This window comes from Herbiconiux sp., assembly GCF_004297105.1.
Lineage (GTDB): Bacteria > Actinomycetota > Actinomycetes > Actinomycetales > Microbacteriaceae > Herbiconiux.
In genome coordinates this window covers 153,475-175,780 of the sequence record NZ_SCVE01000018.1, presented here as the reverse complement: position 1 = coordinate 175,780, position 22,306 = coordinate 153,475, and the positions used below count along the sequence as shown (strand labels likewise).

Below are 22,306 nucleotides of genomic sequence, written 5' to 3'. Positions count from 1 at the left end.
TGGGACGCGGCAGACTAGAGGGATGAACCCGACCGAGAACCTCCGGGCCGCCCGCACCACCCTGATCGAGCACCGCGACGACGCAGCGGCGGCCGAGGCTGCGTTCGTGTGGCCCGATGTGGGGGAGCACTTCAACTGGGCCGTCGACTGGTTCGACGCCATCGCCGTGGGCAACGAGAAGACCGCACTGCGCATCGTCGAAGAAGATGGCCGTGACACCAGCGTCAGCTTCGACCGGATGCGCTGGCGCTCCGACGAGGTGGCCGCCTGGCTCTCCGCGGCCGGCGTCGAGCAGGGCGACCACGTGATGCTCATGCTCGGCAACCGGGTGGAGCTGTGGGAGTCGATGCTCGCCATCATGAAGCTGGGTGCCGTCATCCTGCCCACCACCACTCTGCTCTCCACCGCCGACCTCGCCGATCGGCTCGAGCGCGGGCGGGTGAGTCACGTGATCGTCGATCGCGCCGACACCGCCAAGTTCGCGAGCCTCGAGGGCGACTACACCCGCATCGTCGTGGGCGGCGCCACCGAGGGCTGGCGAGACTACGACGAGTCGCTCGAGGGCATCGGCATCAGCCCCACGGTCACCGTGAACTCGGACGACCCGTGCCTCATCTACTTCACCTCCGGCACCACGTCGAAACCCAAGATGGTGGTGCACAGCCACGTCTCGTACCCGGTGGGTCACCTGTCGACCCTCTACTGGCTCGGTCTCCGTCCCGGCGACGTGCACCTCGCCATCAGTTCACCGGGCTGGGGCAAGCACGCCTGGAGCCTGTTCTTCGCGCCATGGAACGCCGAGGCCACCGTGTTCGTCTACAACTACGGGCGCTTCGATCCGATCGCCCTGCGTCAGAAGCTCGACGAAGCCGGCGTCGGCACCTTCTGCGCGCCGCCGACCGTGTGGCGGATGCTCATCCAGGCCGAACTCGGAACGAAGCCCCGCAAGCTCCGCGAGGCGCTCTCGGCCGGCGAACCACTCAACCCGGGCGTGATCTCGGCGGTTCAGGATGCCTGGGGTCTCACCATCCGCGACGGCTACGGCCAGACCGAGACCACCGCCCTCATCGCCAACCCACCCGGCGGTGCGGTGGTGCCCGGTTCGATGGGTCGGCCCCTGCCCGGCATCTCGATCGCGATCATCGACCCGGTGAGCGGTGAGCCCGCCACCACGGGCGAGATCTGCCTCGATCTCGCGTCCCTTCCCGTGAACCTCATGACGGGCTACCTCGCCGACGAGGCACGCACAGCCGAAGCGCGCGCCGGCGGCTACTTCCACACCGGAGACGTCGCCGAGCAGGCGGATGACGGCACCATCACGTTCATCGGCCGCACCGACGACATCTTCAAGTCGTCCGACTACAAGATCTCGCCGTTCGAGGTGGAGAGTGTGCTCCTGCGGCATCCGGCCGTGGCCGAGTCAGCGGTGGTGCCGGCTCCGGATGCGACGCGGCACACCGTGGTGAAGGCCTACGTCGCTCTGGCCGAAGGGTGGCAGCCCGACGCCGAGACCGCTCGCGCCCTGTTCACGCACAGCGCCTCGGAGCTGTCGGCGTACGAGCGCGTGCGCCGCCTCGAGTTCTTCGACCTGCCGAAGACGATCTCGGGAAAGATCCGCCGGGTGGAGCTGCGCGACCGCGAGCAGGAGGCGTTCGATGACGGTGTGGAGATCGCGTCGGAATGGCGGAGCGATCGTCTCTGACGCGCAAGTCGCGAGTGTGGCCCGTCGCGTGCGGCCGGGATTCCCGAGGGAATCGCTCGCGGCTGTCTACGACTCGTCGCTCAGGCCGAGCGGCCGAGACGCGGCGCAGCCGCGAGCAGCGACTGGGTGTACGGGCTCTGCGGGTTCGAGAACACCTCCGCGGCGGACCCCTGCTCCACCACCCTGCCGTCGTGCATCACCGCGATCGTGTCGCTCATGTGCTGGATGACGCCGAGGTCGTGCGAGATGAACAGGTAGCTCAACCCGTGGCGCTCCTGCAACTCGTCGAAGAGGTCGAGCACCTGGGCCTGGATGGTGACGTCGAGGGCCGAGACGGGCTCGTCGCAGATGATCAGGCCGGGCCGAGGAGCCAGCGCCCGGGCGATGGAGACCCGCTGGCGTTGACCTCCGGAGAGGTCGAGCGGCCGCGCATCCGCGACCTGCCCGGCGAGGCCCACGTCGTCGAGCAACTCGGTCACCCGGCTGCGATCGCCGGCCGCGTCGGCCAGGATCTGGCCGACGGTCAGCCGCGGGTCGAATGACGAGAGAGCATCCTGGTACACCGCCCCCAGTCGGGGCCTTCGTGGCCGGCGAACCCGTTCGGGCGCGGGCACCCAGGCCCCGCCCTCGAGCAGCACGCTGCCGGCGTCGGGCGGCGTGAGTCCGAGGATGATGCGGGCCAGCGTGGTCTTGCCCGAACCCGACTGCCCCACCACGCCGAGGGTGCCCCCGCGGGGAACCTGGAGCGACACGTCGTCGACGGCCATCCGTCGGGCGAAGCGCTTGCTGACCCCGCGCACGTCGAGCACCACACGCTGCCGCGAGGGATCATCGTGAGCGCTCTCCGGAGCGGTTTCGCGCGAATCCTGATTGCTCGCCGATGCGGGCGGGGGCATGGCGGCTGCGGGCCGCGGCGCCGAGAGGCGGATGCCGCGGGCCACACCCGTGGGCACGGCGCGCACGAGCGCGCGGGTGTACTCGTGCTGCGGGTCGCCGAGCACGGCCTCGGTCGGGCCCGACTCCACCACGCGCCCGCCGCGCATCACGAGCACCTCGTCGGCGAGACGGGACACCACGGCCAGGTCATGGCTGATGAACAGCAACGCTGTCCCGCGCGCGGTGATGCTTTCGAGCAGCTCGAGGATCCGCGCCTGCACGGTGGAATCGAGCGCGGTGGTGGGTTCATCGGCGATCAGCACGGGCGGATCGGCGGCGATGGCCGAGGCGATCAGGGCCCGCTGCCGCAAGCCTCCCGAGAGCTCTCCGGAGCGCTGCCGCATCCGCTCGGCCGGCTCGGGCATGCCCACCGCCTCGAGCAGTTCGAGCACGCGCGTTCGTCTCGCGGCCGCCGACAACGGCGTGTTCAGCCTCAGGGCGTCGCCGATCTCCCGCTCGATCGGCCGCAGGGGATCGAGCGACACGAGCGCATCCTGCAGAACGAGCCCGATCTGCCGGCCCCGGATGCGTCGCCACGCCGCGGCCGACGGTCCACGTGTGCGCCCGCCGCGATCCGCCGGGCCGAGAACGGATGCTCCGCCCACGTCGAGCGCGCCGGCGGCCACCCACGAGCCCGCGCCGACCAACCCCACGAGCGACCGGGCGGTGACGGATTTGCCGGAGCCGGATTCGCCCACGAGCGCCACCGTGCGCCCGGCGTGCAGCTCGAACGACACCCCGTCGACCACCGCCGGCCCGCCCGGGGCCCCGAATCCCACCCGCAGGTTCTCGACGCGAACGAGAGGTGCATCGTTCATCGCGCACCCCGCTTCTGCAGGGCGCGGCCGAGAACGGTGGTGGCTGCGGCGGCGACCACGATGGCGAGCCCGGGGAAGAAGGTCATCCACCAGGCGGTGGCCAGGTAGTTCTTGCCGGCGAAGAGCATGGCACCCCACTCGGCGGTGGGCGGCTCCGCGCCGAGTCCGAGGTAGCTGAGCGCCGCCGCCCACACGATCGCCTGACCGATGCCGAGCGTCACCAGCACGAACACGGGCAGCAGGGCGTTCGGCAGGATGTGCCGCCCCAGGATGCGCGCCCGCGACCGCCCGAGCACCACGGCCGCCTCGACGTAGGGTGCTCCGGCCACGGCACGGGCCTGCGAGCGGATGATGCGGGCATACCCCGGTGCCGTGGCGAGCCCCACGGCGATCGTCGATGTCACCACTCCAGGGCCATAGACCGTGATCACGAGCAGGGCCAGCAGCAGCCCTGGAAAGGCGAACAGCACCTCGAGAAACCTGCTCACCCCGAAATCGACGACCCGCCCACCGAGGGCGGCCGCCAATCCGAGCACGAGGGCCAGCGCGATGCCGATGCCGGTGGCGGCGACGCCGATCACGAGCGACGGAGCCGCGCCGTGCACGACCCGTGTGTAGATGTCGCGCCCCGATTCGTCGGTGCCGAACGGATGCCCCCACCGCGGCGACAGGAACGCCTGCGCCGGGTCGATGGCCAGCGGATCACCCGGCGCCAGCAGCCCGGGCAGCACGGCCGCCACGAGCAGCACTCCGATCACCCCCAGTGCCACCCACTGGGCGACCCCGAGCACCCGGCCGCGCGCGCTCCCATGCCCGGATCCCGCGTGACCGCGCCGGCCGTCGGCAGGTCGCCCGGCATCGGACTCGACCTCGGGTTCGAGCAGCGTCATCGCGATCCCCCCGACGGAGTGAGCACCGGATCTGCGACTCGCCGGCCCGTGGCCCCGGGCTGGGCGAGTCGCGGGTCGGCGAGGCGGGAGGCCGCATCCGTCAGCACCGTCATGAGCACGTAGCCGAGCGCCACCACCAGCACCACGCCGATCACGAGCGGCACGTCACGCAGTTGCACGGCGTTCAGCAGGGTGCGGCCGAGGCCCGGGCGCGCGAAGATCGTCTCCACCACCACCGCTCCCGAGATCAGCCAGCCGAACGCCCACCCGGAGAGGGCGATGCCCGGGAGTGCCCCGTGCCGCAGAACGTGCCGCCACCGCACGCCGCTCTCGGTCTCGCCGCGCGCCCGGGCCGAGACCACGAACGGGGAGGCCAGCGCATCCAGAACCGATTCGCGCATCACCTGGCCCAGGAAGCCCGCGAGGGGCAGTGCCAGCGTGACGACCGGCAATACCAGGCCCGCCGGCCCGGGTGTGGAGACCGCGGGCAGCCAGCGCAGGGTCGTGCTGAACACGAGCACCAGCACGGTGGCGAGCCAGAAGTGGGGCACCGCGGCCGCCACGATCTCGAGCCCGGATGCGACGGCGCCGGCCACGCGTCCGCCGCGCGTCGACCAGGTGGCGAGGCCGAGAGCGATCGCCCAGGCGACCGCGAGCGACAGCGCGGCGAGCAGCAGCGTGCCACCGATCTGCGCGCCGATCACCTCGGCCACGGGCATCCGGAGGGAGTACGACGAACCGAGGTCACCGGTGATGAGCCGCCCGAGGTACTGCACGTACTGCACCCAGATCGACTGGTCGAGTCCGTACTCGGCCCGCACGGCGGCCAGCGCCTCGGCGCTCGCCTGCGATCCCGGGCCGCCGAGGATGGCCTGCGCCGGGTCGCCCGGGATCAGCCGCAGCCCGAAGAACGTGAGGGTCGCCGCCGCCCAGAGCACGAACACCCCGCCGAGCACCCGAACCCCCACCCGCCCGGCCACCCCGCCGATCCTGCTGCCCCCACACTCCGCCGTCGGAGTCGACGGAGAATCGGCGGCTCCGCCGGAATCGACGGAGCCGGGAGCCGTCGAAAGCCCAGAACTCCGTCGATTCGTCATGGAGTGTCCGTTGCCCGGGCCTTCTGCCTCAGCCCTGTACCCACGTGTCGCCGAAGTACGGGATCTGCAGGGTGGGCAGCAGCGTCAGCCCCTGCACCGTGGTGGAGTAGCCGATCTTCTGCAGGTGGTCGTACAGCGGCAGAACGTAGGCCCCGTCAGCGAGCAGCTTCTGCGCGGCGGCGTAGTCTTTCTCGCGCACCGCGGCATCGGAGGTCTCACCGGCCTCGGTGAGCAGCGCATCCAGCTCGGGGATCGACACGTGCGCGTTGTTGGGGTGGTAGCCACTCGGCGCCGGGATGATGTTGTCGGAGTGGTACAGGATGCGCAGCACGTCGGGCGAGTTCTTCGTGTAGATGGCGCTCGTCACGTCGAAGTCCCACGACCCGAGCGCCGCATACCAGCTCGACAGGTCGAGCGGGTGGAGCTCCACGTCGAATCCGACCTCCTTCGTGGTGGCCTGGATCTGCTCGAACAGTGACTGCTCGGCCGGGATCGACTGGTTCGTGGAGATCGGGAAGTCGACCACGAGGCGCTCGCCGTCTTTCATCCGGGTTCCGTCGCTGTCGCGTGACGTCCAGCCGGCCTCGTCCAGAAGGGTGTTCGCCTTGTCGGTGTCGATGGCGTAGTCGTCTTCGAACGAGGCACCGTACGGAGTGGAGGTCGACAGCACCGAGTAGGAGCGGTCGACCGTGCCGAAGAACAGGCTCTCGATGCCCGGGTTCACATCGGCCGAGGCGATGAACGCCTTCCGCACGCGTTCGTCATCGAAGGGGGCGTAGCCCGAGTTCAGCTCGAGTCGGATGGAGGCGCCCGGCAAAGCTCCCGTCAGCACGTCGAACTGATCGCTCGACGCCGCCGCCACCACGTTGTCGGGCTGCATCTCGTCGATGACGTCGACCTGGCCGGACTGCAGCGCCGCAAAGCGCGTGGCGGTGTCGGGGATGAATCGCCACTCGATCGTGTCGAGGTAGGCGGGGCCCGAGTGGGCCGCGCCCGCGGGCGCCGAGTTGTAGGCCTCGTTGCGGGTGAGTGTGACGTGGTCTTGCTTCACCCACTCCGAGAACACGAACGGACCGGTGCCGATGGGCGCCTCGCAGTTCGCGTCCATTCCCCGGGCGAGCCCCGCCGGCGACTCCATCGCGAGCCAGGTCTGCGCCAGCGACTCCTGCAGCGCACTGTCGGGCTCCGACAGGGTGAACCGTGCGGTGAGGGGATCGACCGCCTCCACCGAGGTCACCTTGCCGAGGGCGAGGATGGCCGTCGACGACGCCGTGTTCGGGTCTTTCATGTGCGTGATGTTCGCCACCACCGCGTCGGCGTCGAACGGGGTGCCATCGGTGAACGAGATGCCCTCGTTCAGCGCCACGTCGACCGTGAGCCCGTCTTCCGACACGGTGGCACCGGATGCCAGCCACGGCACGATCGCACCCGACTCGTCCTGCGAGAACAACGACTCCAGCACATTCGTGCCCACGAGTGCCTGAGGCATGTTGCCGCCCACGTGCGGGTCGAGACAGGTGGGCTCGCCGAACCCGGTCGCGTAGGTGAGCGTGCCGCCCGCCACGGGCGTGGAATCGACGGACACCGGCGCATCCGCGGCGCAGCCCGCCAAGGCGATGAGAAGAGCGGATGCGGTGACGACGCCGGCGAGCGAAATCATGCGGGAGCGATGGTGCAGTGGCACGACGGAACCTGTCTCGTGTGGAATGGTGGGGGAGCGATCTGCTGTGATCGCCACCCAGTCTAATTGTTGGACCCGGTGCAGTTATTCCCATCCGCCGATCCGGGTACAGAACCGGCGGAGTCCGTGATGGTGCAGGAGAGGAAAGCCGATGAGCGGTGCGGGTCGCCCCAGAGCCTCCTCCCAGCCGATGCTCGAGGAGGCGGCATCCGAGCTCTTCCTCGAACAGGGCTACGCGAAGACCACCATCGAGCAGATCGCCCAGCGCGCCGGAGTGAGCCGCAACACCTTCTTCAACTACTTCGGCTCCAAGAGCGACCTGCTCTGGGTCGAGCTCGACGCAAGCCGCAGCGCACTGGAGATGGCGCTCGTGGCGATCCCCGACGACCTCGATCCCCTCGAGGGCGTCGAACACGCCCTCCGGCAGACCGCGCGAGGCTTCGGCGCCGCCCGCGCACCCCTCGTGCTCACCCAGTGGGAGGTGATGGGTGTCGACGACGAGCTCCGCGCCACCGGCCTCGCCCGCGCGCTCGCGCACGCCGACGCCATCGAGACCTATCTCGCTCCCCGTCTCACCGGCGCGGATGCGGGCTTCCGGGCCCGTGCCATCGCGCTCGCGGTGCTGGGCGCGGCCGCCGCCGCCGTCGGTCGCTGGGCCGCGGCCGGTCCGCGCCGCGAGTCCCTCGAGTCCTACCTGGAGCGGGTCGTGCATCCGGTGCTCACCGGCTTCGCCACCCCGCCTATCAGGTAGAATGGTGAGCAGCATGGCGTCGAACCGGCAATCACCGGTGAGTCTCCGGAAGAAAGGCATCCCGCAAGGGGTGCCCGGTAGAACCGGACGGGTCGGGCCCGTCACAGCCTAAGAACGAGCGGCCGCGCAACGGAGTCGAGCAGAAGTGGCTCGACACGGCGTGCGGCAAGCGAGGTGGTACCACGGTGGAGGCGAGAGCCCGCACCGTCCTCGTGGAACAGGCAGCTGCAGCATCCCCGCCGTCCAGGAGCATCATGACGTACCCCAAAGATTCCGACGAGTTCTCCTCAGTCGTACCGAGCCCGAGCTTCCCCGAGGTGGAGAAGGGCGTGCTCGAGTTCTGGCAGAACGACGACACGTTCAAGGCCTCCATCGCGAACCGCGAGGGCAACCAGGAGTGGGTCTTCTACGACGGTCCGCCCTTCGCCAACGGACTCCCGCACTACGGCCACCTGCTCACGGGGTATGCCAAGGACGTGTTCCCGCGCTTCCAGACCATGCGGGGCAAGAAGGTCGACCGTCGCTTCGGCTGGGACACCCACGGCCTGCCCGCCGAGCTCGAGGCCATGAAGCAGCTCGGCATCACCGAGAAGAGCCAGATCGAGGAGATGGGCGTCGAGGTCTTCAACGCCGCGAGCCGCCGCTCGGTGCTGAGGTACACGAAGGAGTGGCAGGAGTACGTCACCCGCCAGGCCCGCTGGGTCGACTTCGACAACGACTACAAGACCCTCGACATCACCTTCATGGAGAGCGTGCTCTGGGCCTTCAAGGAGCTGCACTCGAAGGGCATGGCCTACGAGGGCTACCGCGTGCTGCCGTACTGCTGGAAAGACGAGACGCCGCTCAGCAACCACGAGCTCCGGATGGACGACGACGTCTACAAGATGCGTCAGGACCAGACCGTCACCGTCACGTTCCCGCTCGTCGGCAGCCGCGCGGAGGCGCTCGGCCTGACGGCGGTCAGGGCCCTTGCCTGGACCACCACGCCGTGGACCCTCCCCACCAACCTCGCCCTCGCCGTCGGCCCCGACATCGAATACGCGGTCGTGCCGGCAGGCCCGAACGGTACCGCAGACGCCGAGGTGAAGCGAGAGAGCGCGGATGCGTCATCCGGAGCGGGCAGCGTCACCACAACCGTGCTCGGCGCCGAGTACCTCCTCGCCACCGACCTCGTGGGCAACTACGCCAAGGAGCTCGGCTACGACGACGCCGCGGCGGCCAAGGCGGCCGTGTCGCGCACCATCACAGGCCGCGAGCTCGAGGGCGTCGCGTACGACCGGCTCTGGGACCACTACGCCGACACCGAGAAGTGGGGCACCCAGAACGCCTGGCAGATCCTCGTGGCCGACTACGTGTCGACCTCCGACGGAACCGGGATCGTGCACCAGGCCCCCGCCTACGGTGAGGAAGACCAGAAGGTCTGCGAGGCGGCGGGCATCCCCGTCATCATCTCCGTCGACGATGGCGGCCGGTTCCTCTCCACCGTGCCCGAGGTCGAGGGACTGCAGGTCTTCGACGCCAACAAGCCGCTCACGCAGCTGCTGCGCGAGCAGGGTCGGCTCCTCCGTCAGGCGAGCTACGAGCACAGCTACCCGCACTGCTGGCGCTGCCGCAACCCGCTCATCTACAAGGCGGTGTCGAGCTGGTTCGTGCGTGTCACGCCCATCCGCGACCGCATGGGCGAGCTCAACCAGCAGATCGAGTGGGTGCCCGAGAACGTCAAAGACGGGCAGTTCGGCAAGTGGGTCTCCGGCGCCCGCGACTGGTCGATCTCGCGCAACCGCTACTGGGGATCGCCCATCCCGGTGTGGAAGAGCGACAACCCCGAGTACCCCCGCACCGACGTCTACGGCTCGCTGGCCGAGCTCGAGGCCGACTTCGGCGCGCTGCCGCTGAACCGAGACGGCGAGCCGGATCTGCACCGTCCCTTCATCGACGAGCTCACCCGCCCGAACCCCGACGACCCCACCGGGCAGAGCACCATGCGCCGCATCGAGGACGTGTTCGACGTGTGGTTCGACTCCGGGTCGATGCCGTTCGCGCAGGTGCACTACCCGTTCGAGAACGAGGACTGGTTCGCCACCCACAGCCCCGCCGACTTCATCGTGGAGTACATCGGGCAGACCCGCGGCTGGTTCTACGTGATGCACGTGCTCTCCACTGCGCTCTTCGACCGTCCCGCCTTCAAGAACGTCATCAGTCACGGCATCGTGCTGGGCTCCGACGGGCAGAAGATGTCGAAGTCGCTGCGCAACTACCCCGACGTCTCCGAGGTCTTCGACCGCGACGGCTCGGATGCGATGCGCTGGTTCCTCATGTCGAGTTCGGTGCTGCGCGGCGGCAACCTGATCGTCACCGAGGAGGGCATCCGCCAGGGAGTGCGTGAACTGCTGCTGCCGCTCTGGAGCACCTATTACTTCCTCACGCTGTACGCCAATTCGGCGGAGGAGGGCGGCTACGACGCCCAGTGGCGAACCGACTCGACGGATGTGCTCGACCGCTACCTGCTCGCCAAGACCCGTGAGCTGGTGCAGGATGTCACGGCCGATCTCGAGGGTCTCGACGCGACTCTGGCCTCCGCCAAGCTGCGCGACTTCGCCGACGTGCTCACCAACTGGTACGTGCGCCGGTCGCGCGACCGCTTCTGGTCGGGCGACGACCACGCCGCGTTCGACACCCTCTTCACCGTTCTCGAGACGGTCACCCGAGTGGCCGCTCCGCTCATCCCGCTCGTCTCCGACTCCATCTGGAAGGGGCTCACCGGCGACCGCAGCGTGCACCTCGCCGACTGGCCGAACGCGAACACCTTCCCGGCCGATCCCGGCCTCGTGCACGCCATGGACACCGTGCGCTCGATCTCGTCGACCGTGCTCTCGCTCCGAAAGCTCAACGGCCTGCGCGTGCGTCTGCCGCTCGCCGGACTCACGATCGTGGCCGACGGGGCCGACAATCTGGTGCAGTTCGAGTCGATCCTGCGCGACGAGCTCAATGTGAAGAGCGTGCGCTTCGTCGAGCAGACCGACCGGAGTGCGGCGGAGTTCGGCATCACCTCCCGTCTCACGGTGAACGCCCGGGTCGCGGGTCCGCGCCTCGGCAAGACCGTTCAGCAGGCCATCAAGGCGGCTCGCGAGGGCCAGTGGTCGGAGGAGAACGGCGTCGTCACCGCGGGCGGCATCCAGCTTCTCGCGGGGGAGTACGAACTCGTGCTCGAAGCCGCTGCGGCGTCCGCCTCGGCTTCGGCCGAACCGGGTGCCGGTGCCGGGGCCACCACGGCTCTCGCCCTCCTGCCGGCCGGCGGCTTCGTGCTGCTCGACACCACGCTCACTCCGGCCCTTGAGGCCGAGGGGCTCGCCCGCGACGTGATCCGTGCGGTTCAGGATGCGCGCAAGTCGGCCGGCTTCGACGTCTCCGACCGCATCGCGCTCGACCTGGTGTTCTTCGGCGACGAGGATGCCGCGGCGGTCGCCGCAGCGCTCGCGCCCGAGGCAGTGGCCGGGGAGGAGACCCCGGATGTCGCATCCGGGGCGGTCGACATCGCGGGGGAGACCCTCGCCACCGACTTCGCCGTGCACTCGCCGTTCGGCACGCCCGGGCTCGAGGAGAACCGCGACGTGCTCGCCTCCGAGTGGCTCGGCAGCGTCGCGCAGTCCGCCCCCGAGCACTTCGCCCGCATCCCCGCGGGCAAGTACGCCAATCAGGACGAGTTCATCATCGCCGTGAGCCGGAAGTCGGTGACGCAGAATGTCTGACCAGTTCTTCGGAGGCGACTTCGGTCCGCCCGCCGACGACCCGAACGATCCCGACACCGAGAACGACGCTCCCGAGTACGTCGGGCGGGGTGACAACGAGTTCGACGATGTCGGGCTCGACGCGCCCGACGAGTTCCTCGAGGAGGGTGACGCGGTCTACGCGGCCCTGCTCGCGCGGCTCGGCGAGGCGGCGCCTCAGCCCCGGCTCTCCGCCACCCGCCGGGTGGCCGAGCTGCTGGGCGATCCGCAGCGCGCGTACCCCGTCATCCACATCACGGGCACCAATGGCAAGACCTCGACGAGCCGTATCATCGAGAGCATCCTGCGCGCCTACGGCCTCCGCACGGGGCTCTTCACGAGCCCGCACCTCGAGCGGCTCAACGAGCGCATCATGATCGACGGCCGTCCCATCTCGAACGAGGCGCTGGCCGCGAACTGGCGCGACATCGAGCCGTTCATCGACCTCGCCGACAAAGAGCTCGAGGCCGAGGGCGAGCCGCACCTCACCTTCTTCGAGGCGCTCTCCGTTCTGGCTTTCGCCTCCTTCGCCGATGCGCCCGTGGATGTCGCGGTGATCGAGGTGGGCATGGGCGGCGAGTGGGACTCCACCAACGTGGCCGACGGTCAGGTGGCCGTCTTCGCACCCATCTCGCTCGACCACACCGCGCGCCTCGGCAACACGGTGGCCGAGATCGCGCGCACCAAGTCGGGCATCATCAAGCCGGCCGCGCAGGTCGTCAGTGCCGCGCAGTCCGCCGAGGCGCTGGTCGAGCTCGAGAGGGCGGCCGAGCTCTCCGAGGCCACCTTCGCCGTGGAGGGCGACGGATTCCGGATGCTCGAGTCCACGGTGGCCGTCGGGGGCCAGCTGGTGAGCATCCAGGGCCTCGCGGGCACCTACCGCGACATCTTCCTGCCGCTGTACGGCAACCACCAGGGCCACAACGCCGCCCTCGCCGTGGCGGCGGTCGAGTCCTTCCTCGGTGGCGGATCCCGGGCGCTCGTCGACGACGTCGTCACGGAGGGATTCGCCACGGCCACCTCGCCCGGCCGGCTCCAGCTCGTGGGCACCGAGCCCACGGTGCTGGTGGATGCGGCGCACAACCCGGGCGGTGCGGTCGCGCTGGCCGGAGCGCTGGGGGAGTACTTCACGTTCGACAAGGTGGTGGCCGTCGTGGCGGTGCTCGCCGACAAAGACGTGGAGGGCATCATCCGCGCCCTCGATCCTGCGGTGGCGGAGTTCGTGATCACCAGCTCGTCGTCCGAGCGCGCGATCGACCCCGATGAGCTGGCGTCGATCGTGGTGGGCATCGTCGGCGCCGATCGTGTGGTGGTCGAACCCGATCTGTTCACCGCTCTCGACGAGGCACGAGCTCTCGCGGGAGAATCGGAGAAGGGTGCGGTGCTCGTCACCGGCTCGATCACCCTGGTGGGCGAGGTCATCACCCTCGCGGGGCGTGAGGGCTGGAAGCAGGAGGGTGCCGAGTGAGAGGCGGAGGATCGGTCAGGCAGAGCCTCGCCTCCATCGTGCTCGTCTTCGAGTCGGTGGTGATGTTCTTCGCGGCTCTCGTGATCTTCGGGCTGAAGGCGCTGCCCGCACCTCTGGCCCTGGGCGGGGGCGCGGTGGTGTGCGCCCTGCTGCTGGCCACCTCGCTCATCGTCATGCGATTCGGTCGTGGCTACGCCCTCGGCTGGGTGCTGCAGGCGGTCATCGTGGCCGCCTGCTTCCTGGTGCCGATGCTCGCCTTCGTGGCGGCCATCTTCATCGGCCTGTGGATCTACTGCATGGTCAAGGGCGCCCAGATCGACCGGCAGAAGGCGGCCTGGGCCGCTGCGCAAGAGGCCCAGGGCGACGCCTGAGAGTCTCCCGCCGGATTCGCCCGCTAGGGTGTCATCGGACAATTCGCGCCGCCTGAGGCGGCCCCTCGGAAGGATGATCGTGCCCACGTACGTCGAAGAAACCCTCGTTCTCGTCAAGCCCGACGGCGTCGCCCGCAACCTGACCGGTGAGATCCTCCGCCGCATCGAGGCGAAGGGCTACCAGCTCGTCGACATCAAGCTGATCGAGCCCGACCGCGAGCTGCTCGCCAAGCACTACGAGGAGCACCAGGGCAAGCCCTTCTACGAGCCCCTCGTCGAGTTCATGGAGTCGGGCCCCATCGTGGCGCTGCGCATCGCAGGCAACCGCGTGATCGAGGGTTTCCGGTCGCTCGCCGGCACCACCGACCCCACCACGGCCGCTCCCGGAACCATTCGAGGCGACCTCGCGCGCGACTGGGGCCTCGCCGTGCAGCAGAACCTCGTGCACGGCAGCGACTCGCCCGAGTCCGCGTCCCGCGAACTCGCCCTCTGGTTCTGACTGCCGTTCTGACGTTCCGCGCCCGTCCTGACCGGCGCGGAACGTCAGACAGCGCGCATCCGCTGGAGGGTGCCGATCAGCGTCGGTGCCACGTGACGGCGAGCACAGCATCGGAGACGTCGATCTCCATCCCGTTCTCGACCCGGAACGTCGTCCAGTCGCCGGATTCTTCGCTACCGCTCGGTATCTCGAGATAGCGTTCACCCGCAACATCGAGAATCCGACGCAGCTGCTCTGCGCCGCTCACGGCAGCCGCCCATTCCCGTGCCTGCGCGCTCAGCGCCGCATGGGAGCGAAGTGCCCCTCCGGCGAGCGTGAGACTGCGGATCCGCCCACGGGCGAAGACAACGTCGAGCTTGCCCCACGACGCGAACACACGGTCCCCGACGTCGTACTCGATCTCGGGCTGCCCGAGACGATCGGCCACCCTGTCGCGATCCGCGTGCGCCACCCACAGGATGTCTTCGCAGAACGCCAGATACGACAGGGCCGGCTCCTCGCGTGAGGTCATCGAGGTCTCCTGGCGTGACTCTCGTGCAATCCGTGGCCGCTCCGCCCACCTGTCGGGCAGACGAGCGGAGCGGCCCTGTTCAGTCCTGGCAGACCGCCACTTTCACCTTGACTCCCGGGCGGGCCGAGGGGATGCAGACGCGATAGTTAAGCGCGCGCGCCAGCTTGTTCGCGTCATCGGCGCTGACATTGCCGCCATTGGTGCGCTGATACAGGTGATCGTGACCCACGGTGCCAGACGAGTAGAACATGCTTATCGACCACGGGTCGGCACCTCCTTGCCCTCCGCCGTTGGAACAGCCTGATCCGTCAGGAGTGAGAACGCACGGAATAGGTGGTTTGTGGAGCGGATCATTGTCAGTAATTTCTCTCATGCCCGGAGGGTACCGGGGAGAGATGAGATTAGCTCAGCTACGAGGGAAGATGCTGTACTTTAGCTGAGTTTTATTCATGGTATCGCTCTCGGTCAGAGGGAGCTGATGATCGAGGTGATGGCGTCGAGGCGCACCTGCGCCAGCACCACGATCACGAGGTAGCTGAGCAGCGTCAGCACCCACATGTACGGATAGAGCAGCGCCGCGATCTCGCGGCTGGCTCCCCGGTTGCCGAAGTGACCCTCTTTGAGGTTGAAAGCCGTGACGTACCAGAACAGCGGGATCACGACCGACCACACCAGCATGCAGTAGGGGCAGAGCGTGCCCAGCACGAAGATGCTCTGCGACATCAGCCAGATCACGAACACGAGCGCCAGCACGAAGCCCAGGTTGAAGATCACCCAGAACCACTTCGCGAAGCGCGCCCCGGCCAGGATGGCCACACCCACCACGATCGGCGCCACGAAGGCCGCCACTCCGATCACGGGGTTCGGGAATCCGAACAGCGAGCCCTGCCAGCTGGCCATGTTCGGCCCGCAGGTGACGAGCGGCGAGATGTTGCAGGTGGGGACGTAGTCGGGGTTGATCAGCGTCTGGATCTTCTCCAGCGTGAGGTCGAACGACGAGTACCAGCCCACCAGGCCGGCCACGACGAGGAAGACGGCAAGGCCGATGGGGCGGCGGTATTCTGCGGTATCGGCGGGCACGTTCGGATTATTGCATAGCGTCTTCGCGAGCATTCTGGGAATGCGTGCGATAATCGGATGAGGTTCCCGTGACCGTCACGTGAACCGCCAACGAAGGCTTTTCGGGCTCGTCGTCCGGATGTGCGGCTCAGCGAGCGGCACGCACCGCGACACCTGACCCGACATGAACCAGACAGAGCGACCAGGTTCGACCCACTGTCGGGCCGGCGCATTAGTGAGATTGGCGGAGCAAATCGCGAACGCGATGCTTCGCTCGTGAGAGTACCTGCCGGTGGGTGCAGACCCCCGGCTGGCAAGGAGTGCACCAGAGATGGTGGAGAAAAATTCACACAATGATGGAAGCAACACCGACAACGGAGAAGGAACGGCACGGCGCAAGACCCGCCTGTTCGGCGGCCGCCGAGCGGTGAAGAAGTCGGAGCCCGTGGCTCCGGTCGCCCCCGAGGCCCCGACGCAACCGGCCGTAACCGCTCCGGTCGCGCCCGATGCGTCCTCGCCCGCCGCTCCGGATGTGGCTGCCGCAGACGCCGGGCAGGCCGCCATCGCGCCGCAGCTCGTCGACGACGAGCCCGGCCTGGCACCGTTCACGGGCAGCCACACGGCTCCGGATGCCGCATCCGATGCCGAGGCGAAGCCTCCCGTGCGTCCGCTCAGCACCACCTCGCTGATCTTCCAGGCGCCGGATCTGCCCGACCTCCCGCCCCTGCCGCCCCGCGGCGGCCGTGACGGGCGTGACGACCGCGATCCGCTCGACCGCGACCCGCGCGACCGTGACGATCAGGCCGAGTCGAACGTGCGCCGGCGCTCCCGCCGACGCAGCGGCGAGGAGAACCGCGGGGGCGACAACGACCCCGCGAACACCGTCGTCAAGGTCCGTTCTCCCCGCGAGCGTGAGCGCGAGCCCGAGCTCATCACCGAGCCGCAGCGCGTCAAGGGTTCCACCCGCCTCGAGGCCAAGAAGCAGCGCCGCCGCGACGGCCGCGATGCCGGCCGCCGCCGCCCCGTGGTCACCGAGGCCGAGTTCCTCGCGCGCCGCGAGGCCGTCGACCGCGTGATGGTCGTGCGCGCCAAGAACGACAAGATCCAGATCGGCGTTCTCGAAGACGGTGTGCTCGTCGAGCACTACGTCGCCAAGGCGCAGGACGCCTCCCTCATCGGCAACGTCTACCTCGGTCGGGTGCAGAACGTGCTGCCGAGCATGGAGGCCGCCTTCGTCGACATCGGCCGCGGCCGCAACGCCGTGCTCTACTCCGGCGAGGTCGACTGGGACGCCGCCGCCGAGGCCAACGAGGGCAAGGGGTCGCAGCCCCGCCGCATCGAGCTCGCGCTCAAGTCGGGCGACACCGTGCTCGTTCAGGTCACGAAAGACCCGGTGGGCCACAAGGGTGCGCGCCTCACCAGCCAGGTCAGCCTTCCGGGCCGCTACCTCGTCTACGTGCCCAACGGCTCGATGAACGGCATCTCCCGCAAGCTGCCGGATACCGAGCGCGCTCGTCTGAAGCGCATCCTCAAGGAGGTGCTGCCCGAGAACGTGGGCGTGATCGTGCGCACCGCCTCCGAGGGCGCCACCGAGGAGCAGCTGACCCTCGACGTCAACCGACTCACCGCGCAGTGGGCCCACATCAGCGAGCTCGTGAAGACCAAGCAGGGCCCGCACCTGCTGCACTCCGAGCCCGACCTGCTGATCAAGATCGTGCGCGACGTCTTCAACGAGGACTTCCACAAGCTCGTCATCTCCGGCGACGAGGCTCAGGCCACCATCGAGAACTACCTCGCTGCCGTTGCCCCCGACCTCCTCGACCGCGTCGAGAAGTACGAGGGCGAGCGCGACGCGTTCGACGAGTACCGCGTCACCGAGCAGATCGAGAAGGCGCTCGACCGCAAGGTCTGGCTGCCCTCCGGTGGTTCGCTCGTGATCGACCGCACCGAGGCCATGACCGTGGTCGACGTCAACACGGGCAAGTTCGTGGGCTCCGGCGGAAACCTCGAGGAGACCGTCACCAAGAACAACCTCGAGGCGGCCGAAGAGATCGTGCGGCAGCTGCGGCTCCGTGACATCGGCGGAATCATCGTGGTCGACTTCATCGACATGGTGCTCGAGTCGAACCGCGACCTCGTGCTCCGCCGCATGATCGAGTGCCTCTCGCGCGACCGCACCAAGCACCAGGTGGCCGAGGTCACCTCGCTCGGTCTCGTGCAGATGACGCGCAAGAAGCTCGGTCTCGGCCTGCTCGAGTCGTTCTCCGAGCCCTGCGAGCACTGCGCCGGCCGCGGCATCATCGTGCATCACGATCCGGTGGTGCGGCACCGTTCAGTGGGCGGACCGCCGTCGTCCGACCGCAGCCAGAACGGCAGCGGCAACGGCGGTGGACGTCGTGGCGGCCGCGGAGGCAACTCGGGGTCGAACGGCACCGGCGGCTCGTCGAACGGCGGTTCCGCCGGATCGGGTTCGACCGGCTCGGGCGCCCCCGCCACCGGAGTCACCCACGCCATCACGGATGACGCGAAGAACGCCCTGGCCAAGATCGCCGCGTCCACCATCGCGGCGGCTCACGCCCCGGTCGATGGCGCGGCCTCGGTCCCCGACATCACGTCGACTCCGGATGCGGCGTCGGCCCCCTCCACGTCGACCGCCGTCGATCAGCCCGTCGAGGCTCTCTCGGGCGTCCCGGTGGCCGCCGAGAAGTCGGCGTCCCGCCGCCGCAAGTCGCGTGGCAGGGGTGCGAACACCGAGGTCTCGAACGCGACTCCGGATGCTGCGCCCGCCGAGCAGGCCCCGGCCTCCGCCGAGCAGGCCGCCGATTCCGCACCCCGCGACGCCGAGGCATCCGTCTCCGTGCCCGTCGTACGCGAGGCTCAGGACGCCCCTGCGGCGGTCGAGGTACCCGAGGCCAAGGCCGAGCGCCCGGCGCGCACCTCGCGTCGTGTGGCAGCCCCTGCGGCCGCTCCGGAGCCGGCGATCGCCATCCTCGACATCCCGGTCACCAAGGCGGTGCGCACCCCTCGCGTGAAGCCCGAAGAGGCGTCGCACCTGCTCGACTCGGTGCTCGATGCGCTCCCCGAGCCCAAGCAGCCCGGCCAGGGCCGTTCCCGCAGCCGCCGCGTCTCGACGACAGCGGTGGTCTCGGCTCCGATCGACACCCCGCCCACGAACTGACCTCTTCGCGAGTCGGCGATCTTGCCCCCATAAGCGACGCTTTAGGGCCAGAATCGCCGACTCGCGAGGAGGGGTTGGGTGAGGTCAGTGGGGGCGGGCCGGGCGGTCTTTGCCGCGCACGCGGAGGCCCGAGGCACGCAGGCGCACCACCAGGTCGCGATAGCTCACGGGCAGCGCCCCCGCCGCCACGAGCTCGTTGTACCGGTCGACGGGCACGTCGTAGTGGTCGAGGTCGAAGCTGCGCGGGGGTAATCCTGCACGCGCCGCGAATTCATGCAGTTCTTCCAGCGATTCGTCGCTGACAAGGTGGCCCCAGGTGGTACCGTGGGCACGCCACATCGGCTGGTCGATCAACACGGTCACGCAGCTGAGTATGGCACCCGTGACAGGGCCTCGGCCGGTTTGACCCGGTACCTCGCATCGTATAGGCTTGACCGCTGGTGTGCGTAGAGCTTGTTCGACAGAATGTGAGCTCTCGAGTCGCCAAGTCTTCCAGGCGTTGCAGATTGCGCTTTGGGCCCCTAAAAAGTTAGGTACGTAAATTGGTTTACGCAGTTGTGCGCGCCGGTGGTCGGCAGGAAAAGGTCGAGGTCGGCACCATCGTCACCCTCGACCGGATCAAGGCCGACAAAGACGGCAACATCCAGCTTGCAGCCGTGCTGCTCGTCGACGGTGAGAACATCACCTCCGACGCCACGTCGCTGTCCAAGGTGAAGGTCACCGCCGAGGTCCTCGAAGACCTCCGCGGCCCGAAGATCGTCATCCAGAAGTTCAAGAACAAGACCGGTTACAAGAAGCGCCAGGGCCACCGCCAGGAGCTCACCCGCGTCAAGGTCACCGGAATCAAGTAAGGATCAGGGCAGATGGCACACAAAAAGGGTGCGAGTTCCACTCGCAACGGTCGTGACTCCAACGCACAGCGTCTGGGCGTCAAGCGCTTCGGCGGTCAGGTCGTCGGCGCGGGCGAGATCATCGTCCGCCAGCGCGGCACGCACTTCCACCCCGGCGTGAACGTCGGCCGTGGCGGCGACGACACGCTGTTCGCTCTCACCGCGGGCTCGGTCGAGTTCGGCGCCAAGGGCGGCCGCAAGGTCGTCAACATCGTCGCAGCGGCCGCGGAGTAACTCCACAGCACCGAAGCTTCGAAGCAGGGGTGGGCTTATCGCCTGCCCCTGCTTTATTTTTTTCTACGAACACACACACAAGAGACAAGTGAGGGAACCGGAATGGTGACTTTCGTCGACCACGTCACCCTTCACCTCCGGGCGGGCAACGGCGGCAACGGATGCGTGTCCGTCCGCCGCGAGAAGTTCAAGCCCCTGGCAGGCCCCGACGGCGGCAACGGCGGTCACGGCGGCGACATCGTTCTGGTGAGCGACTCCCAGACCACGACGCTGCTCGGCTTCCATCGCCACCCCCACGTCTCGTCGTCCAACGGCGGCCCCGGCATGGGCGATCACCGCGCAGGCGGCAACGGCGAGACGCTCGAGCTGAGCGTTCCGGTCGGCACCGTCGTCAAAGACGCGGATGGCGCCGAGCTCATCGACATGGCCGAGCCCGGCATGCGCTTCGTGGTCGCCGAGGGTGGTCAGGGCGGTCTCGGCAACGCATCCCTCTCCACCACCAAGCGCAAAGCCCCCGGCTTCGCACTGCTCGGCACCGAGGGCTGGCAGGGCGACGTGCTGCTCGAGCTCAAGACGGTGGCCGATGTCGCTCTCGTGGGCTATCCCTCCGCGGGCAAGTCGAGTCTCGTCGCCGCACTCTCGGCCGCCAAGCCGAAGATCGCCGACTACCCGTTCACCACGCTGCATCCGAATCTCGGCGTCGTCGAGTCGGGCAGCACCCGCTACACGATCGCCGATGTACCCGGCCTCATCGAGGGTGCCAGTGAGGGCAAGGGGCTCGGCCTCGAGTTCCTGCGTCATGTCGAGCGGTGCAGCGCCCTATTGCACGTGCTCGACTGCGCCACGCTCGAGCCCGGCCGCGACCCCATCAGCGACCTCGAGATCATCCAGGCCGAGCTCGGCGCCTACCCGGTTCCCGAGGGCCAGCTGCCGCTGCTGGAGCGGCCGCAGCTCATCGCCCTGAACAAGATCGACGTCCCTGAGGCGCGCGAGCTCGCCGAGTTCGTGAAGCCCGAGCTCGAGGCCCGCGGCTATCGCGTGTTCGAGATCTCGACCGCGAGCCACGAGGGCCTGCGTCAGCTCTCCTACGCCCTCGGCGACCTGGTGGAGGCCGAGCGCAAGAAGGCCGCCGAGGCTCCCGCGCCCACCCGCATCGTCATGCGCCCCAAGGCCGTCGACGACACCGGCTTCGTCATCAAGGTCGAGGGCGGTTCGCACGGCAACATCTACCGCATCATCGGCCAGAAGCCGGAGCGCTGGGTGCAGCAGACCGACTTCACCAATGACGAGGCCGTGGGCTTCCTCGCCGACCGGCTCGCGAAGCTGGGCGTCGAAGACCAGCTCTTCAAGTCGGGTGCGGTCGCCGGCTCTACCGTGGTGATCGGCCGGGGAAACGGCATCGTGTTCGACTGGGAGCCCACGCTCACCTCCACCGCCGAGCTCGTCACCGCGCCTCGCGGAACGGATGCCCGGCTCGAGGGTCCGCAGCGCCGCACCAGCAACCAGCGCCGCGAGGAGTACTACGAACTCATGGACGCCAAGGCGGCCGCCCGTGCCGAACTGGTGCGCGAGAAGGAAGCGGGGCTCTGGCACGACGAGGACGAGTCGTGACCCGACGGCTCATCGCCTCGCGATCGGAGATCCCCGCGGCCCGTCGTGTCGTGGTGAAGGTCGGCTCCTCGTCGATCAGCGGCGAGAACACCGGTCAGATCGCGCCCCTGGTCGATGCTCTGGCGGCCGCGCACGCGCGCGGTACCGAGATCATCCTCGTGTCCTCCGGCGCCATCGCCACCGGCATGCCCTACCTCGCGCTCGACGCCCGGCCATCCGACCTCGCCACCCAGCAGGCGGCGGCGGCAGTGGGCCAGAACGTGCTGATCTTCCGCTACCAAGACAGCCTCGACCGCTACAAGATCGTGGCCGGCCAGGTGCTGCTCACGGCGGGCGACCTCGAGAACCCCACGCACCGCTCGAACGCGCAGCGGGCGATGGACAGGCTGCTCGGCCTGCGCATCCTGCCGATCGTGAATGAGAACGACACCGTGGCCACGCACGAGATCCGCTTCGGTGACAACGACCGACTGGCGGCCCTCGTGTCGCAGCTGGTGCAGGCGGATGCCCTGATCCTGCTCTCCGACGTCGATGCACTGTACACGCGCCCACCGCAGGAGCCCGGTGCGGTGAAGATCTCCACCGTGCCCATCGGCGACGATCTGGCCGGCGTCACCTTCGGCGACATCGGCGCAGCCGGCGTCGGAACCGGGGGAGCGGGAACCAAGGTCTCCGCGGCGCGCCTGGCGGCCGCCGCCGGCACCGCCGTGCTCATCACCTCCACCGCCCTGGTGGCCGAGGCCCTTCTGGGTGCCGAGGTCGGCACCTGGTTCGAGCCGTCCGCCGTGTCGGCCGAGCGAACCCCCACGGGCTCGATCGCGCTCGCCTTCGACTGAGCGGGCG

The 22,306-nt window shown here is 68.8% G+C and carries 19 protein-coding genes; 11 read left to right on the top strand and 8 right to left on the bottom strand.

The window, feature by feature from the left end:
- The first annotated feature begins 22 nt into the window (after positions 1-22).
- Positions 23-1,702: an AMP-binding protein gene (locus EPO52_RS14430; protein WP_290807721.1), complete on the top strand. Its 1,680-nt coding sequence runs from the start codon at positions 23-25 to the stop codon at positions 1,700-1,702.
- Between the two features lie 80 nt (positions 1,703-1,782).
- On the opposite strand, the gene EPO52_RS14425 is transcribed toward EPO52_RS14430, so the two are convergent.
- From EPO52_RS14425 to EPO52_RS14410, 4 genes are all read right to left on the bottom strand, one after another.
- The gene (locus EPO52_RS14425) at positions 1,783-3,456 is read right to left on the bottom strand and encodes an ABC transporter ATP-binding protein (protein WP_290807719.1); all 1,674 of its coding nucleotides are present in this window, start codon (positions 3,454-3,456) and stop codon (positions 1,783-1,785) included.
- Complete coding sequence (locus EPO52_RS14420) at positions 3,453-4,346, bottom strand: ABC transporter permease (RefSeq protein WP_290807717.1); 894 nt, start codon at positions 4,344-4,346, stop codon at positions 3,453-3,455. The genes EPO52_RS14425 and EPO52_RS14420 overlap by 4 nt, the downstream gene beginning before the upstream one ends.
- The gene (locus EPO52_RS14415; RefSeq protein WP_363340451.1) at positions 4,343-5,326 is read right to left on the bottom strand and encodes an ABC transporter permease; all 984 of its coding nucleotides are present in this window, start codon (positions 5,324-5,326) and stop codon (positions 4,343-4,345) included. Before EPO52_RS14415 ends, EPO52_RS14420 begins: the two co-directional genes overlap by 4 nt.
- Positions 5,327-5,471: 145 nt before the next feature.
- On the bottom strand, positions 5,472-7,103 hold the full coding sequence (locus EPO52_RS14410; RefSeq protein WP_290807713.1) for an ABC transporter substrate-binding protein: 1,632 nt from the start codon (positions 7,101-7,103) through the stop codon (positions 5,472-5,474).
- A 172-nt stretch (positions 7,104-7,275) separates the two neighbouring features.
- Here EPO52_RS14410 and EPO52_RS14405 point away from each other — a divergent pair, with 172 nt between their 5' ends.
- From EPO52_RS14405 to ndk, 5 genes are all read left to right on the top strand, one after another.
- Positions 7,276-7,875, top strand: a complete 600-nt coding sequence (locus EPO52_RS14405) for a TetR/AcrR family transcriptional regulator (RefSeq protein ID WP_290807710.1) — start codon at positions 7,276-7,278, stop codon at positions 7,873-7,875.
- Between the two features lie 254 nt (positions 7,876-8,129).
- Positions 8,130-11,624, top strand: coding sequence for an isoleucine--tRNA ligase (ileS, locus tag EPO52_RS14400; RefSeq protein ID WP_290807708.1), 3,495 nt, complete (start codon positions 8,130-8,132; stop codon positions 11,622-11,624).
- Positions 11,617-13,110, top strand: coding sequence for a folylpolyglutamate synthase/dihydrofolate synthase family protein (locus EPO52_RS14395; RefSeq protein WP_290807706.1), 1,494 nt, complete (start codon positions 11,617-11,619; stop codon positions 13,108-13,110). Before ileS ends, EPO52_RS14395 begins: the two co-directional genes overlap by 8 nt.
- Positions 13,107-13,481, top strand: coding sequence for a DUF4233 domain-containing protein (locus EPO52_RS14390; RefSeq protein WP_290807704.1), 375 nt, complete (start codon positions 13,107-13,109; stop codon positions 13,479-13,481). The genes EPO52_RS14395 and EPO52_RS14390 overlap by 4 nt, the downstream gene beginning before the upstream one ends.
- 73 nt (positions 13,482-13,554) lie before the next feature.
- Entirely contained in the window at positions 13,555-13,980 is a 426-nt protein-coding gene (ndk, locus tag EPO52_RS14385; RefSeq protein WP_290807702.1) for a nucleoside-diphosphate kinase, read from the top strand.
- Between the two features lie 76 nt (positions 13,981-14,056).
- On the opposite strand, the gene EPO52_RS14380 is transcribed toward ndk, so the two are convergent.
- From EPO52_RS14380 to EPO52_RS14370, 3 genes are all read right to left on the bottom strand, one after another.
- A complete protein-coding gene (locus EPO52_RS14380) occupies positions 14,057-14,491 on the bottom strand; it encodes a hypothetical protein (RefSeq protein ID WP_290807700.1) in 435 nt (144 codons plus the stop codon).
- A gap of 79 nt (positions 14,492-14,570) precedes the next feature.
- Complete coding sequence (locus EPO52_RS14375; RefSeq protein WP_290807699.1) at positions 14,571-14,720, bottom strand: hypothetical protein; 150 nt, start codon at positions 14,718-14,720, stop codon at positions 14,571-14,573.
- A gap of 236 nt (positions 14,721-14,956) precedes the next feature.
- Complete coding sequence (locus tag EPO52_RS14370) at positions 14,957-15,571, bottom strand: vitamin K epoxide reductase family protein (protein ID WP_290807697.1); 615 nt, start codon at positions 15,569-15,571, stop codon at positions 14,957-14,959.
- A 310-nt stretch (positions 15,572-15,881) separates the two neighbouring features.
- On the opposite strand from EPO52_RS14370, the gene EPO52_RS14365 reads away from it, so the two are divergent.
- Positions 15,882-18,728, top strand: a complete 2,847-nt coding sequence (locus EPO52_RS14365) for a ribonuclease E/G (RefSeq protein WP_290807695.1) — start codon at positions 15,882-15,884, stop codon at positions 18,726-18,728.
- Positions 18,729-18,812: 84 nt separating this feature from the next.
- On the opposite strand, the gene EPO52_RS14360 is transcribed toward EPO52_RS14365, so the two are convergent.
- A complete protein-coding gene (locus EPO52_RS14360) occupies positions 18,813-19,091 on the bottom strand; it encodes a DUF4031 domain-containing protein (RefSeq protein WP_290807693.1) in 279 nt (92 codons plus the stop codon).
- Positions 19,092-19,270: 179 nt separating this feature from the next.
- Between EPO52_RS14360 and rplU the strand changes: the two genes are divergently transcribed.
- The 4 genes from rplU (at position 19,271) to proB (ending at position 22,299) form a co-directional block, all read left to right on the top strand.
- On the top strand, positions 19,271-19,579 hold the full coding sequence (gene rplU, locus EPO52_RS14355; RefSeq protein ID WP_290807692.1) for a 50S ribosomal protein L21: 309 nt from the start codon (positions 19,271-19,273) through the stop codon (positions 19,577-19,579).
- Positions 19,580-19,591: 12 nt separating this feature from the next.
- Positions 19,592-19,852 carry a 50S ribosomal protein L27 gene (gene rpmA, locus EPO52_RS14350; RefSeq protein ID WP_290807690.1) on the top strand — a complete coding sequence of 87 codons (261 nt, stop codon included), beginning with the start codon at positions 19,592-19,594 and terminating at the stop codon, positions 19,850-19,852.
- A 102-nt stretch (positions 19,853-19,954) separates the two neighbouring features.
- A complete protein-coding gene (gene obgE, locus EPO52_RS14345; RefSeq protein ID WP_290807688.1) occupies positions 19,955-21,463 on the top strand; it encodes a GTPase ObgE in 1,509 nt (502 codons plus the stop codon).
- Positions 21,460-22,299 carry a glutamate 5-kinase gene (proB, locus tag EPO52_RS14340; RefSeq protein WP_290807686.1) on the top strand — a complete coding sequence of 280 codons (840 nt, stop codon included), beginning with the start codon at positions 21,460-21,462 and terminating at the stop codon, positions 22,297-22,299. The genes obgE and proB overlap by 4 nt, the downstream gene beginning before the upstream one ends.
- Positions 22,300-22,306: the final 7 nt, after the last annotated feature.